General features: G+C 64.5%; 14 protein-coding genes. 3 read left to right on the top strand and 11 right to left on the bottom strand.

The window, feature by feature from the left end:
• Positions 1-177: 177 nt before the first annotated feature.
• From AAF563_01910 to AAF563_01900, 3 genes are all read right to left on the bottom strand, one after another.
• Positions 178-462, bottom strand: a complete 285-nt coding sequence (locus tag AAF563_01910) for a DUF4242 domain-containing protein (GenBank protein MEM7120000.1) — start codon at positions 460-462, stop codon at positions 178-180.
• A gap of 230 nt (positions 463-692) precedes the next feature.
• Positions 693-1,817, bottom strand: a complete 1,125-nt coding sequence (locus AAF563_01905; protein ID MEM7119999.1) for an aromatic ring-hydroxylating dioxygenase subunit alpha — start codon at positions 1,815-1,817, stop codon at positions 693-695.
• A gap of 83 nt (positions 1,818-1,900) precedes the next feature.
• Entirely contained in the window at positions 1,901-3,109 is a 1,209-nt protein-coding gene (locus AAF563_01900) for an SRPBCC family protein (protein MEM7119998.1), read from the bottom strand.
• Between the two features lie 114 nt (positions 3,110-3,223).
• On the opposite strand from AAF563_01900, the gene AAF563_01895 reads away from it, so the two are divergent.
• The gene (locus tag AAF563_01895) at positions 3,224-4,168 is read left to right on the top strand and encodes a homocysteine S-methyltransferase family protein (GenBank protein MEM7119997.1); all 945 of its coding nucleotides are present in this window, start codon (positions 3,224-3,226) and stop codon (positions 4,166-4,168) included.
• A 162-nt stretch (positions 4,169-4,330) separates the two neighbouring features.
• On the opposite strand, the gene AAF563_01890 is transcribed toward AAF563_01895, so the two are convergent.
• The 3 genes from AAF563_01890 to AAF563_01880 form a co-directional block, all read right to left on the bottom strand.
• Positions 4,331-4,588, bottom strand: a complete 258-nt coding sequence (locus AAF563_01890) for a DUF1344 domain-containing protein (protein MEM7119996.1) — start codon at positions 4,586-4,588, stop codon at positions 4,331-4,333.
• A 170-nt stretch (positions 4,589-4,758) separates the two neighbouring features.
• Positions 4,759-5,823, bottom strand: coding sequence for an arginase family protein (locus AAF563_01885; GenBank protein ID MEM7119995.1), 1,065 nt, complete (start codon positions 5,821-5,823; stop codon positions 4,759-4,761).
• Positions 5,820-6,353 carry a MarR family transcriptional regulator gene (locus AAF563_01880; protein ID MEM7119994.1) on the bottom strand — a complete coding sequence of 178 codons (534 nt, stop codon included), beginning with the start codon at positions 6,351-6,353 and terminating at the stop codon, positions 5,820-5,822. The genes AAF563_01885 and AAF563_01880 overlap by 4 nt, the downstream gene beginning before the upstream one ends.
• Before the next feature lie 170 nt (positions 6,354-6,523).
• Here AAF563_01880 and AAF563_01875 point away from each other — a divergent pair, with 170 nt between their 5' ends.
• The gene (locus AAF563_01875) at positions 6,524-8,053 is read left to right on the top strand and encodes an amidohydrolase family protein (GenBank protein MEM7119993.1); all 1,530 of its coding nucleotides are present in this window, start codon (positions 6,524-6,526) and stop codon (positions 8,051-8,053) included.
• A gap of 95 nt (positions 8,054-8,148) precedes the next feature.
• Here AAF563_01875 and AAF563_01870 read toward each other — a convergent pair whose 3' ends face one another.
• On the bottom strand, positions 8,149-9,537 hold the full coding sequence (locus tag AAF563_01870) for an MATE family efflux transporter (GenBank protein MEM7119992.1): 1,389 nt from the start codon (positions 9,535-9,537) through the stop codon (positions 8,149-8,151).
• 259 nt (positions 9,538-9,796) lie between these two features.
• Between AAF563_01870 and AAF563_01865 the strand changes: the two genes are divergently transcribed.
• Positions 9,797-10,711 (top strand): tetratricopeptide repeat protein, encoded by a 915-nt coding sequence (locus tag AAF563_01865; protein ID MEM7119991.1) that lies wholly within the window; start codon positions 9,797-9,799, stop codon positions 10,709-10,711.
• A 63-nt stretch (positions 10,712-10,774) separates the two neighbouring features.
• Here the strand turns inward: AAF563_01865 and AAF563_01860 are convergent, their stop codons facing one another.
• The 4 genes from AAF563_01860 to AAF563_01845 all read right to left on the bottom strand — a co-directional run bounded on the left by AAF563_01860 (position 10,775) and on the right by AAF563_01845 (position 13,741).
• Positions 10,775-11,737: a DMT family transporter gene (locus AAF563_01860; GenBank protein ID MEM7119990.1), complete on the bottom strand. Its 963-nt coding sequence runs from the start codon at positions 11,735-11,737 to the stop codon at positions 10,775-10,777.
• A 55-nt stretch (positions 11,738-11,792) separates the two neighbouring features.
• Positions 11,793-12,203, bottom strand: a complete 411-nt coding sequence (locus AAF563_01855; GenBank protein MEM7119989.1) for a YbaN family protein — start codon at positions 12,201-12,203, stop codon at positions 11,793-11,795.
• Between the two features lie 37 nt (positions 12,204-12,240).
• Positions 12,241-12,621 (bottom strand): HIT domain-containing protein, encoded by a 381-nt coding sequence (locus AAF563_01850; GenBank protein MEM7119988.1) that lies wholly within the window; start codon positions 12,619-12,621, stop codon positions 12,241-12,243.
• A gap of 397 nt (positions 12,622-13,018) precedes the next feature.
• Entirely contained in the window at positions 13,019-13,741 is a 723-nt protein-coding gene (locus tag AAF563_01845; GenBank protein MEM7119987.1) for a type 1 glutamine amidotransferase, read from the bottom strand.
• Positions 13,742-13,840 lie beyond the last annotated feature (99 nt).

Genomic DNA, 13,840 nt, shown 5'->3' with positions numbered 1-13,840 from the left:
ATTAAGGCAGGTGAACCTGCCCTACGCATAGATAGAGAGCGGATTCACATGGTTAGGTCGATCAGTCAGACGGTTCTACCTAACCATGATCCGCTCTAGCGCAAGTGCGCCATCACTTGCACGCTTGTCGCGAACGTTTTGGCGTAACGAGACTCGGCAAGTCTGCGGCTGGTCTCGCTACCTTGCCTTCTCGGTTGTCGGATCAATCATCTTACGGACTTCCGTGATCGTGTTGGCCGGAAAGCCGCTCATCTCGGCGTGCTTCTTGATGACGCCCTCGTCCTTGGCGAGGTAGACACAGAAGGTCTTGTCGTTGGCGACGAAGCTCTCGACCCACTGAATGTCGGGCGCGAGCTCGGCCAACACCTCGTTGGATTTCGCGGCAGCGCCTTTGAGTTGCTCGCGTTCAAAACTCCCGACGTCGGGGATCTCACGTTCGATGATGAACCGTCTCAGTGCCATCTTCGCCTCCCATGTTCCTAAGACGCTTACCGCCCGACACACGAGACACGGGCACCCCACAATCGGGGAGACGCCTTGGTGGCGGGCGCTCGCTGCTCAACGCAACGCATGACACGATACGCCGCCTTGCGGTGTTGGCAAGGCAGCGGTCATCACTGCGTTAGGCTACCATCCTCGCAGCGCCCAGCGTGTTCTGACGTAGGCGGTGCGCCGGCCGCGCGGGTGTTCGCTCAGGCTTCGCCGAGCGCCCGGCGCACCTTGTGCTGGAAGTCGTGCACCGCGTGCTCGCTGATCTCGCTTCTCTCGCCGTCGACGATGAAGCGGCCCTGGCGGTAACCCAGGCTATGCAGACCTTTTTGCACGCTTTCGCATAGCGGGATGTCTTCCAACCTGACCTCGTGGACGAAGTTGATGACTTCCATCTCCTCCTTGGTCGGCGTGTCGCCCGCGAAGTAGTACTCGCAGTGCTGCATGGTGGTTTCCGGACCGGTCGGCTCGTGGTGGAAGACGGTCAGGTTGCCGCCGGGATAGGCTTCGATGCACCAGTTCGGGAACAGCATGAAGCTGCCGAACTCATCCTGCTTTTCGGCGCCGTCGGTCGCGGTCGAGTAACCCTGCGCCTCGCCGACGCCGACCGAGTAATGGCTGTGGTGATGCTCGAACGTCGTGATGCGGTATGAACCGTAGTCGATCGCGTTTTGCATCAGGGTCGGGTGCTGGTTCGGGCAGTGGAAGCACTCACTGTAGTTCTCGACCGAGTTCTTCCAGTTGGCGTTCAGTGCATAGTCGGCACGGTGCGCGCACTTCAGTTCGGCGGCGTGCGGCGAGAACGCCGCGACCTCATCGGCAAGCGGTCCGGCGACGTCGGCAAGCGGTGGCGCCGAGCCGTCCAGGTTGACGAACAGGAAGCCCAGAATGCTGTCGAGCCTGACCGGCTCCAGGCAGAGTGCGTCCGCGTCGAAGGACTCGACCTTCTCGCTGCCGCGCGCGCGGCGCAACGAGCCGTCGGTGCCATAAGCCCAGCTGTGATAGGGACAGGTGATAACGCCGCCGACCCGGCCTTCGCCTTCCAAAAGGCGATGGGCGCGGTGCTGGCAGACGTTGAAGAACGCGCGCAACTGGCCCTTGGTGTCGCGGATCACCAACACGCTTTGATCGAAGATGTCGCGCACCAGATAGGCGCCGGGCTTGTCGACCATCGAAACGTGGCCGACATACTGCCAAGTCTTATAGAAGATCGACTTCTTCTCGCGATCGTAGACCTCGGGATCGAAGTAGTACGTGCGGTCGAGCGTTTGCGACCGCTCGGGATCGATATCGAAACCGGTGATCTTTTCAGCTGCAAGCGCGGCCATGATCCAGTCTCCTCACCAGCTAGGCGTTTATTGAATGAGCGTACAATAACCCGCCGAGCGCCGTCAAGACGCCGAACGCACGGTTACTCCGCCGCCAGCTTCACGCCCGGGCCTTCCAACGGTACGAAGTCCAACACGTTCGCCTGGAAGAAGGTGAGCGAGGTCTCGCCGCTGTCGGCGAGCGCACCGACCTTGAACAGCGGTGACTGCAACGCTTTTTGCTGCTGCTCGCAGACCCACATGTCCTCGATCTGGAAGTCCAGCGACTCCATGGCCGGACACCCCAGTGTCTCCAGCGAAATGTAGCGCTTACCGTCTGGCATGATGTGGCCGTGACCCGACGTGCCCGATGGTCGGGTTGGCGCCTTGCTGGAATCCCGGGTTTCCTTCGGCATCATCCAGGTCCTGAGTTCCAGGTAACACTGCTCGGGCCCGACCGGCACGATGGTGTACGCGGAAAAGAATATCGATGACGCCAGGATGCCGCTGTTGGGGAAGAGCTGCCAGACGACCGGATGGCGGCCGGACGTGTCGATGCCGGGGATCGGTGTGAAGTGCGTGTTGGCGCGGCTGGGCGATTCGCCATGGCTGATGAAGACCCAGTGGCGGCCGACATCGTCCCAGTCCTGGTTCTCGACATCCGGGCCCATCAGCGTTTTGTCGTGCAGGTACGACAGGTGATAGCCGTCCATGGCGTTCTCGCAGAACGCCTTCCAGTTCGCCATGATGTCGTAGCGGACCGGCCGTTTCTCCGAAAGCATCGAGATATCGTGCGGCCACATGTGTGTCTTCTCGACGCCGGCACACCACGTCTGGAAGTCCTCGTCGGGTCGCTCCTGGGGATTGACGAAAACGAGATCGCCAATCTGACCGATGCCGCCCTTGTGCAGACCGAGCTGGTCCATGTCGAGATCAGGGAAACACAGGTCCTTCTTCGGCAGACCGCGCAACCCGCCGTCGTCCACGTTGTAGGTCCAGGCGTGGTAGGGACAGACGATACCGTGCCGGGCATTCGCCTTTTCCTCGATCATCTTGGTGCCGCGATGCCGGCAGGTGTTGTGATAGGCCTTGAGCGCACCGTCCTTGCCGCGCACGACCAGCATCGGATAACGGCCGATCTGCACCGGCATGGTATCGCCGGCGTCCGGCACGTCCTGAGCGACGCAGGCGAAGGTCCAGGCGCGGCCGAACAACTCCTGCTGCTCACGCTCGAACCACTCGGGCGACATGTAGCAGTCCTTGGGAAGCAGCTGTTCGGCCCGCTTTGGCCTGGGCGGCGTGGTAAGCGTCATCCTGGTTCTCCTGACCGGGCGGCGTAGACTTGTCAGGGAAGTCTACGATGGAATCGGGTCCATCGATCAAGAGCCGTGACCCGGTGGGCCCGAGTAGCCTAGGGGGAGGGAGCGATGACCCGGATCGACGAGAAGCTGGCGCAAGGCGGCACTCTGCTGCTGGATGGCGCGATCGGCACCGAGTTGCAGCGCCGCGGTGTGCCGATGGATGACGACGCCTGGTGTGGCCGCGCCAACCTGTCGCACCCCGATGCTGTGCGCGACATGCACCGCGACTACATCGCCGCCGGCGCCGATATCATTACGACCAACACCTTCGGCACCAACCGCTACACCCTGGAACCGGCGGGCCTGGCCGACCGGTTCGAGGAAATCAACAGCGCCGCCGTCAGCCTGGCGCGGAAAGCGCGCGATGACGCCGGTCGCGACGTCGCGCTTGCCGGCTCCATGTCGACCATGCCGCCGCTAGCCCATGTCGACGAAACGCCGTCGGCCGAGGCAGCAGCGGATGACTATCGGCGGCTTGCGGAGACGCTGGCCGAGGGCGGCTGCGACGTCATCCTGTGCGAGATGATGATGACGGCCGGCCACGCGGAGGCTTGTGTCGACGCTGCCCGCGCGACCGGCCTGCCGGTTTGGGTCGGGTTCAGCGTCCACGAAAAGGCGGGCCGCATGATCACCTTTCCGAATGAGCGCAGCATGGAGGGCCCTTCTAGTACACCACTGCGCGAGGCGGATAGGAAACGTCAGCCATTCATCCCGTTCGCCGAACGCGTCATGGCCAACGGCGGTGCCGCCGCCGGCATCATGCATTCAGAGGTCGAGGACACGGCGCCAGGCCTGGATGCGTTGAAGACCGTGTGGTCTGGACCGCTGCTGGCCTATGCCCACAGTGGCACGTTCACGCCGCCGGACTGGACGTTCCGCGGCGTTATCGAGCCCGCGCCTTATGCCGAGGCGGCCGCCGGCTGGATCACCGAGCAAGGCGTCCAGATCGTCGGCGGCTGCTGCGGCCTGACACCCGACCACATCCGCGCACTGAAGGAACGGCTGAACTAGTGCTGGTCCGCTTACGCGGAGACGGCACCGGCCCACTCCCCTCCTGGCCACCCCGAGGATGCTGCCATGGGTGGCCTCGGCGAAAACGCCTCTCGGCGTTTTGCCCCGGTGGAGGGGCAGTGGGGCGGTGATGCCAACCGAACAGCGAACGCGCCGTGACGCCTAGCGCAGGATCGTGAGGTCATTCACCATGAGACTACCGTTGTCCATGGCCCAGGTCAGACCGACCGATTGACCGGGCTGGACGAGCGGAACATCGAGGCCTCTGGCGAGGTGGTAGATGACGCCGGTGTCCAGCGTAAGGGTACCGGCCTTCACGTCGATGGCCGTCACGGTGCCGGTTTCCGTTTCGCCCGCATAGGCCCAAGACGACACCGCCAGCGACGCCGAACAGGCGGCTGGGAGAACGAGATCACGCATGGTCTTTTCAATCCTTGCTGCGCATCGGCGGTTTCTAGGCCCGCCTGACGACAATCGGTTAGACGCTCGTGCGGGCGCCCACAGCCCGCCGTTTCAAGCGTCCTATCTGGGACCGAAAAGCCGCCGTTCAATCGTCTGGATCAAGGTCTTTTCGTGGCAATCCAACCGCTTTACGCAACCCTGCCATGCTTCCGGAGCGCAAGGCCCGCGGCCAGATACATGATGATGTAGACGATGACGCGATAGACCACAGCACTGCCCGGCGGAATGCAGATGAAGCTCATGCCGGTCAGGCCGCGCCGGCCGATTTCGTGCGCGATGCGGATGACCTCGTAATCGGTCATGCCGACCGGCTCGGCGAGCTCGCCCAGGATGTCGCCAGGTGCGGGACCGGCGCCGCCGATGCAGTCCATGTCGAAGTGGATGTACTGGCCCTTGGTGCCGTCATAGGCCTGGTCGAGCGCCTTCACCAACCCCTCGATGCCGAGGCCGGAACGCAGCTCCCACGAGCTGATGAACCGCGCGCCATCGTTCAGGTAGCGCCTGACGATGCGCTTGTCCTCCAGCATGCCGCGCTCGCCGATCTCGACCAGATGTTTGGGATGCATGTTGTCCAGGAACTCGTACATCTTGTGTTTCCACGACGACGACCCGGCGATGCGCGGGTCGCCGGTCAGGTAGTCGAGTTCGTGGGCGTCCCAGTGCGTATCCAGGCTGATGCAGCCGACTGGACCGTCGGTGTGCTCGGCGACCGGCTTGGCGATGGCATAGCTGCCGCATGGGCTGTTCTGGCCGATGACGATGGGCACGGCGCCGGCGTCAAGCGCGTCGTTGACCTTGGCCTCGACCGCGGCCTGGGCGGCCAGGACGTTCTCCGCCGTCGGGTTCTCCATGGCTTCGGCCGGGATATCGGCATCGCCATAGTCGACCAGCTTGATCGTCTCGAAGACGTCGAGGTCGAAATCCTGGATATAGCCGGACGGGTAGCGCGCCGACTGCTGGCGCACCCGTTTCGGCGCGGCGATCCAGTCCTCCATCGGCACGCCCGCATAGGTGCCGCCAGAGGCCGCGACATAGGGCGCGCCGATCACCGCGATGTCGGCGCCCTTCAGATCCGCCGGCGTCTTGGCGACCGGCTGGCTCATGAAGCTCGGTGTTTCCGGCGCAAGGAGCGGATAGTCGCGTCCGGCGGCGAAGCTTGTCGAGGTAAAGGTCTTCCAATCCGGATAAGTCATGGCGTTGCGTCTTCCTTTTCTCTGTGGCCCAGCAGTTCGTCTTGCCGGCGGTGTTCGTCGCGGTCCCAGGTTCGACAACGCTGATCGACATCCATGTCGTCGTTATCGAGCAGCGGAAACAATCGATCGATCATGTCTTGCAACAAGCGTCGTTCATCTTTGTCGAAGTTGGCGGTCAGCATGGCGAGAACGTTCTGTCGTGCGGTCAACAACCGTTCGCAGCAATCCTCGCCCAACGCCGAGAGGAAGAGGGCGAGCTCGCGTTTGTCGCGACCCTGTCGGCGCACAACGTGACCGGCCGCCTGCAGCCGGTCGACGAGGCGAACCGTCGCCGACTGGGATAGACCAAGCTGGCGCTCGAGCCCGCGCACCGTCATGCCCGGCGCGCTGCCGAGTATCACCAGGGCCTGATTATCGGACGGACCGAGACCGGACGTGCGCGTTAATGCGGCGTCGACCCTTTCGTGAACAAGTGTGGCGAACACCCCCAGGTGGTTCGCCAATACCCGGCGCTTTCTACCTTTGGCCATACCTCCCTCACACACTGCTTCTTTTCGTTCAGCCTACACCACAATGTATGCGACATGCAGCCGAGAGGCCCCGGCCGACCTTTTCGTTCCCCGTGGGTCCGCGCAATGACGCCACACAAACAGCGTTGCAGTTGATAGACTTCGTGACAACGCGAAGGGGGAGAAGCGCCATGACGGCCAAGCTGATCAAAGGCAAATGGGTGATCACCGATGCCGCGAGCCCGGCGATCAGTGACGGCGCCGTTCTGGTCGAGGGCGACCGGATTGCCGCGACAGGAACTTTCGACGATCTGGCGGCCGCCCATCCCGACGCTGCGGTCATTGGCTCCGGCGACCACGCGGTAATGCCCGGCCTGATCAACGCCCACCATCATCACGGTGGCATCACCGGCATTCAGCACGGCGTCCCCGATATGTTGCTGGAAAGCTGGATCCGCGCGCTGGACGCCGGCCGAGCAGGTGATGAACGCCTGGACGTCCTGCTATCGTGCGCGCGCCTCTTACGATCGGGCGTCACCAGTGTCGTCGATATGGCGTCGGGGCGCGGCACGCCCGAAGCCTGGCGTGACACCATGTCGCGCGCGCTCGACGCCTATCGCGAAACCGGCATCCGCGCGGCCTTCACGCCGGGCGCCAACGATCAGGGCTGGCTCGGTGTCGGTCCCGGCGCGTGCGACGACGATTTCTTGAAGACCCTGCCGGGCGACCTCGCCAACGCGGTGCGGCCCGAACTGCCCAATCAAAACTCCATCATGCCGGACGACTATCTGGCCATCATGGACAATCTGATCGCAGGCGTCGGCGACGATGACCGGGTCACCGTCTGGTACGGACCGCCGGGTGTGCCGTGGATCACCGATCGCTTCTATGGCGATATCGCCGACGCCGCGCGACGCCACGATACCGGCCTGCAGACCCATGTCTCGGAGTCCTATTACGAGGGACTGATGGGGCCAAAGTTTCACGGCGCGCCGATGATGCGGCACCTGCACGGCCTGGGCGTCAGCGGGCCAAATGTGTCGATCGCCCACGGCGTCTGGGTCACCGAGGACGAGATGGCGTTGATGGCCGAGACCGGCACCGCGGTCAGCCACAACCCCAGTTCCAACCTGCGCCTGCGCGCCGGGACAGCGCCGCTGAATGCCTATCTGGCCGCAGGGGTGACGACCGGCATCGGCCTCGACAACACGGCGATCGGCGACGACGACGATATGTTCGCGGAAATGCGCTTGGCGCTGCGCCTGGCGCGCAGCCCGACTTACCGCGAGCCGGCGCCTTCGAACGGCGACGTCCTGGCGCTCGCCACAACCGGCGGCGCAAAGCTGATGCGCCGCGACCACGAGCTCGGCCGTTTGGCCGAAGGTTACCTCGCCGACATCGTGCTGGTGCGCCTCGACCGCATCGCCTGGCCCTGGATCGCGCCGGAAGCCGATCCGCGCGACCTCGTTCTGCTGCGCGCCCGCGCCGATGATGTCGACAAGGTTCTGATCTCAGGCGAGCTGGTGCTGGACGACGGCCGTCCGACCCGGTTCGACATCGACGAGGTCGGCCTCGAGGCCGCCGCGCTGATGGCCGAGACCGCCTATCCCGACGACGCCGCACGGGTTGCCGCCGCGCTGATCCCCCACATCGAAGCCTGGTACGCCGGCTGGGACCACAAGGACCGCGTCGCCTATCAGCCGATGAACTCGCGGGTTTGATTTAGACGGTTGCGGCACCGGCCCACTCCCCCTCCCGACCACCCCGAGGATGCTGCCATGGGTGGTCGGGAGGGGGAGTGGGCGGGCGGTGGCAGCTACCGCACAGACCGCGTTAGCCGCCATGTCTTGATATGGAAGCGCCAGATCAAGAGCAGCGCCGACACGCCGAGACCAAGCGCCAGGCCCCACCACAGGCCCTGCGGACCCCAGCCGGCGACGAAGCCCAGAAGGTAGCCGCCGGTGACACCGAAACCCCACAGGCCGAAGCAGGCGAGCAGCATGGGTACCAGCGTGTCCTTTAGGCCACGCAGGGATTGGACGGCGATCATCTGCAGGCCGTCGAAGATCTGAAAGATGGCGGCGACCGCGAACAAGCTGATGGCGAGCGCGGCGACGTCTGCGTCCGCATACTCCAGCGCGCCGAGGAACAAACCGATGATCGGTTCCGGCACCGTCCAGACGATGGTGGCGACGATCAAGATGATGACCGAGCCCATGGCGAGCGCCAGGAAGCCAGCATTGCGCGACTGCTGCGGCCGGCCCGCGCCGATGCCGTAGGCGACCCGGATCGCCGCCGCCTCGGCGATCGCGAAGGCCAGCACCAAACCGATATCGATAACGCCAAAGACGATTTGGCTCGCCGCCAGCGCAACAGCGCCGAACAGGCCCATCAAGATCGCGACGACCGAGAACATGCCACTTTCGGCCAGCGTGATGCCGGCGATTGGCAGCCCGTGGCGCAGGATGTCGCCCCACACCTTGGGTTCCGGTCGCTGCAGGCCGGGGAAGATCATGTAGTCCTCGATCGCCGTCGACCACCGGACATAGCCCGACAGGCAGGCCAACGTGAAGAAACTGACAATGACGCTGCCATAGCCGGCACCGGCGACACCGAGTGCCGGGAAACCGAAATTGCCGAACACCAGGGTGTAATTGACGACCATATTCAGGCCGACCGCCAGGATGGCGACGACCATGATGACGTGGGCGCGCCCAAGTGCGGCCAGGAAGTTGGCGAGCACCGCGTAAATCATGGTCGGCGGGAACGACCACATGAACGCGTAGACGTACTCTTCCGCCGACGCCATCACCGCGGGATCCTGGCCTGTCAACGTCAGCACCGGGATCAGCGCCAGGCAAAAGCCGATGCCGACCACCGACATCATGGCCGCCATCCACATGCCCTGGCGCACGCATAGGCTCGCCTCGGCCTTGTCGCCTTTGCCGTGGGCCTGGGCGACCAGGACGCCAACGATGGAAATGACGCCGATCGAGATCGACAGCGCGTCCCACATCAAGTTGCCGGAAAGGCCGACCGCCGCCAATTCTACCGTGCCCAGCCGCCCGACGAACATCATGTCGGTCAAGTAGATGCCGAACTCCGCCAGATAGGCGGCCGCCAGCGGCGCGGCGATGGCGATCAGCGTGCCGATCTCGCGACCCTTGGTGGGCTTGGCCGGTGCCGGTGACGTTGATGACGTCATGGCTGGATAGCCTGGCCAACAACGGGCGTCCTGATGGGCGCCTCCGCCTTTATCCGCATGGTTTTTGGTCCCCTGGCCGTCGGGCGGCGGCCGCGCGGATTATGGGCTTTGTCCGTCACGCACGGCAAGCCCCGGCCGGCAGTGGTCCGGCGGGTGGCGCGGTCCGACACTTGCGATGACCGCAAAAAACACCTAGGTCCACTGGATGCCGATGCGCCCCGCAGGACGCCACCTTCATCACTTGGTCTTGGCCGCCGCCTTGGCTGTTGGGCTGGCATGGGCGGCGCCGGCCGCCGCCGATATCGAGGCCGACATCAACGCGGCCTTCGCCGCCGCCGAGGCCGGGGACATCACCGGCGCCCACGAAAAACTGACGGCGATCATCCGCTCCGGCGAACTGCCGTCCGAGCGCCTCGCGATCATGTACTTTAACCGCGGCGTCGCCCGCCAGCTGATGGGTCAGCTTGGCGACGCGGTGGATGACTTCGATCAGGCGATCGCGCTTGCGCCGGCTTACGCGGACGCACTCTATAACCGGGGTGAGACGCTGCTGGTCCTGGGTCAGCCGGAAGCCGCCTTCGGCGATTTCGAGCGCGTCATCCTGCTGCAGCCCAATGCGCTGGACGCGCGCATTTCGCGCGCCGATGCCATGCTGGCCATGGGCCAACCCAAGGAAGCGCTCGACGCCTACACCGAGGTGCTCGAGTACGACCCCACGCTGCTTTACGCATATGTCGGGCGTGCGCGCGCCTGGCGTTCCGTCGGCAATCTCCAGCGCGCCGTGGTCGACTATATCGCCGCGTTGAACATCACGCCCGGCGATCCCGATCTTCTGGCCGAACGCGGCACAGTCCTGGCCGAACTGGGTGACCATGAAAGTGCGCTCAGCGACTTCAACAAGGTGCTCGCGATCTATCCCGACCAGGCCGGCGCGCTCTACGGGCGCGGCGTCGTCTATGGCCAGCAGGGTAGTTACGAATTGGCGCTTGCCGACTTCAATCACCTGATCGAGATCGCGCCGGAACTGGGCGATGCCTATTTCATGCGCGGCATGGCCAGGCTCGCCATGGGCGATGAACTCGGCGCCGAAGACGACTTCATGAGCGCCTACGCTAACGGCGCCCAGAACGACCGCCTCGACGCGATCCTCAGGGAACGCGGAATTATCGAATAGCAGCCTCGTCCGATCGGACAATGCCGGGGCGTGGGCTGGCGATGCGACTTCTCAGTCAGCCTATCAGCGTAAGAGACGCCGCAGCACCGGCGGCAGCTTTCCCTCCAGCGCCAGAATGGCAACGATGACGAGCGCCGCGCCGGCGAGCTGCGCCGGCGTCATCACCTCGCCCAACAACAAGGCGGCGAGCGCCAGTGTCGAGACCGGACCTATGGTCGATACCAGCGCGGAGCGCGACGCACCGACCCGGCGGATACCCTCGGTGATCAAGAGGAACGGCATGACCGAGCAGAACAGCGCCATGGCCGCGATCATGATGAAGGCGCTCCACGACATGGCCAGCGCTTCGACAGGCGTCGACACCAGAAACTGGGTCGTCGTGCCGATGACCGCGCCGGTCACGGCACCCATCGCCATGCGCGCCGATCCAAGTTTGGGACCGAGCGCCTGGTTGATCATGAAGTAGATGGCAAAGGCGAACGCCGAACCGATCGCCCAAAGGCCGCCGACAAGGTTCGTGTGAAAGAGCTCGCCGTTGGCCACACCCATGACGAGGATGATGCCCGCCTCGGCACCGACCAACGCGATGAGCTGGCGCGCCGGCGGCCAGCGCCGACGCCGGATCGAATCGAAGGCGAGCACGAAAATTGGGAAGCTGAACAACAGCACGCGCTCGACCGAGACGTCGATCAGCGCCAGAGCGGTGAAGTCGAGGTAACCGGCAAGCCAGTAGCCGATCAGCCCGCCACCGATGGCGTAGAGAAAATCCCGCGGCGCCATGGCGAGGTTTCGGAATCCGCCGCGCAGCGCCGTCGCCGCCAGCACCATCATCGGAAACGCCAGGCCATAGCGCACCGCCATCAGCGTCACGACATCGACGCCCTCGGCATAGATGTACTTCGCCAGTATCCCCTTCAGCGACAGCGCAAGCGCGGAGATGACGACACACGCGATACCGATCAGCTCGGTGCGTCGCGTCGTTTGCGCGGTGTCATCCGCGGACGTTGTGGAATCGTGACCACTCATGACGAGGGTCTTTAGCCCGCGTTACCGGTGTGCGTCCAACGCCGCTTACACACCGTCAGCCCTTCGGACCATCCGGCCGGGTGGCGACATAGATCCCCGCGGGGATCATGCAGGCGGCCTGGATGGCGAGGATCCACCAGGCGAGGCCGACAACAAGACTGACGATGAAGGTCAGCGCCATGACCGTGCAGGCCATGATCTTGTAGGGCCGGGCGATCGCACCATAGGTCTCCCAATCGTGGATCATGGGACCGAACCGGGCGTGACTGACCAGCCAGTGGCGCAGGCGCGGCGAGCCCTTGCCGAACGCGAAGGCGGCAAGAATGACGAACGGCGTGGTCGGCAACACCGGAAGGAAGATACCGACCGCGCCCAGCACAAGCGCCGCCCAACCCAGCGTCAACCACAAGAGGTCGCGATGGCGGCGACGTCGCGTCTCGACGACTGCGTTGACTTCATCGGGCATGGTGTCGACCGGCGGCCGGTGTGACCATGGCGCGCCGTCAGCCGTCGGGCGCGATCAGCGGACCGAGCGGCTTGCCGGCCATGATGTGGACGTGAAAATGGGGCACCAGCTGACCGCTGGCGGCACCCTGGTTCGCGATCAGGCGATGGCCTTCAGTGGTGACGCCCAGGTCGTCGCAAATCTTGGCGACGGCGCGCCAGAACCCGACGATCTCCGCGTCGCTCGCCGTGGCGTGAAAGTCGTCATGGGCAATGTACTTGCCCTTCGGGATCACCAACACATGCACCGGCGCTTGCGGCGCGATGTCGTGGAACGCCAGCACGAAGTCGTCTTCATAGACCGTCTTGTTGGGCAACTCGCCGCGCAGAATCTTGGCGAAGATGTTGTCGTCGTCATAGGTCTCGAAGTCGATCGCCATGGTCTGGGCCTCCGCCGGATGTCACGAAATCGCCTAACACAGGGCCGCGAAACTGTCACGAAGGGGTGGCAGGTTCCGCACAGCGATGACCGACCACCTTCGGGAGTTCGAGACCGTGACCATCACGACCGATGAACCGACGGCGCGACGCCGGAGGGTAGCCGACACCCGACGCTGCGATGTGAGTTGCGCATCAAGGGAACGCGCGCCGGCCCTCAAGCTGATACCTGGACCGCTCGTTTACGTGTCGTTGGCCACGCGCCGAATTTTCGATTAGGCGGCGATACCGCCGCGCAGGTTCCAGGCTAGCCCGCTCCCCCTCCCGGCCACCCATGGCAGCATCCTAAGGGTGGCCGGGAGGGGGAGCGGGCCGGCTATGGAGCCAAATCAGAAAGCTCTAGGCGGCGGCGCGCTCGCGCTTTTCGACCAGTTCGAGCCAGCGCGACGAGACCGCATTGCAGAAGGCGCGCGAGTTCGCCTCGTTCTCGGCGAAGTCGGCCTGCCAGCGCTCGAGGTACCAGGGATGGTGGGCCTCCAGATCGGCCTTCACGCCGACCATCCACTGGTGCCACAGTTCAGTGCTGACCTCGAAGTGGCACTGGAAGCCGTAGCTGGCGCCCTTGCGGAAAGCCTGGTTGGGACATTTCTCGCCGGTCATCAGCACGTCGGCGCCAGGCGGAATGTCGAACGTGTCCTCGTGGTACTGCATCAGATGCTGGGAGGGCGCGAGTCCGCTCAGCAGCGGATCGTCCTTGGCGCTCTCGGTCGCCGTCAACTCGGTGAAGCCGAGCTCGGTCCAGCCCTGCTTGTGGACCCGGGCGCCGAGCGCGCGCGCCAACACCTGAGAGCCCAGGCAGACGCCCAGGATCGGCTTGCCGTGCTCGTGCACCGCGCGGGCAAAGATCGCGGCATCCGCCAGATAGGGATGGTTGCCGTCGTCCTCGGCATACTGGGCGCCGCCCAGCATGACCAGGCCATCGAAGCCGGCATCGGTGGCCGGCAGGGCCTCGCGCTTGTCGGGACGCACGGTCAGGGTTCGAACGCCCGCCGCCTCGAAGGACTCAGCGATGACGCCCAAATGGCAGCCGGGATAGAACTGCAATACCAGGATCTCGGTCATGACCCTGGTTATCGTGTCCCGCGCGCGGCGACAAGATGGAAAGCGGCGGCACCGGGGTGACGAAACCATGACCCGCCATGCAGAAAACGCATGGTCACT

This window comes from Pseudomonadota bacterium (assembly GCA_039028155.1).
In the GTDB taxonomy this organism is placed as follows: Bacteria; Pseudomonadota; Alphaproteobacteria; order SP197; family SP197; genus JANQGO01.
This window is presented reverse-complemented; position numbering and strand designations above follow the sequence as displayed.

Coding starts and splice junctions, on each gene's coding strand:
- AAF563_01910 (MEM7120000.1), bottom strand. CDS start 462: ATGGCACTGAGACGGTTCATCATCGAACGTGAGATCCCCGACGTCGGG.
- AAF563_01905 (MEM7119999.1), bottom strand. CDS start 1,817: ATGGCCGCGCTTGCAGCTGAAAAGATCACCGGTTTCGATATCGATCCC.
- AAF563_01900 (MEM7119998.1), bottom strand. CDS start 3,109: ATGACGCTTACCACGCCGCCCAGGCCAAAGCGGGCCGAACAGCTGCTT.
- AAF563_01895 (MEM7119997.1), top strand. CDS start 3,224: ATGACCCGGATCGACGAGAAGCTGGCGCAAGGCGGCACTCTGCTGCTG.
- AAF563_01890 (MEM7119996.1), bottom strand. CDS start 4,588: ATGCGTGATCTCGTTCTCCCAGCCGCCTGTTCGGCGTCGCTGGCGGTG.
- AAF563_01885 (MEM7119995.1), bottom strand. CDS start 5,823: ATGACTTATCCGGATTGGAAGACCTTTACCTCGACAAGCTTCGCCGCC.
- AAF563_01880 (MEM7119994.1), bottom strand. CDS start 6,353: ATGGCCAAAGGTAGAAAGCGCCGGGTATTGGCGAACCACCTGGGGGTG.
- AAF563_01875 (MEM7119993.1), top strand. CDS start 6,524: ATGACGGCCAAGCTGATCAAAGGCAAATGGGTGATCACCGATGCCGCG.
- AAF563_01870 (MEM7119992.1), bottom strand. CDS start 9,537: ATGACGTCATCAACGTCACCGGCACCGGCCAAGCCCACCAAGGGTCGC.
- AAF563_01860 (MEM7119990.1), bottom strand. CDS start 11,737: ATGAGTGGTCACGATTCCACAACGTCCGCGGATGACACCGCGCAAACG.
- AAF563_01855 (MEM7119989.1), bottom strand. CDS start 12,203: ATGCCCGATGAAGTCAACGCAGTCGTCGAGACGCGACGTCGCCGCCAT.
- AAF563_01850 (MEM7119988.1), bottom strand. CDS start 12,621: ATGGCGATCGACTTCGAGACCTATGACGACGACAACATCTTCGCCAAG.
- AAF563_01845 (MEM7119987.1), bottom strand. CDS start 13,741: ATGACCGAGATCCTGGTATTGCAGTTCTATCCCGGCTGCCATTTGGGC.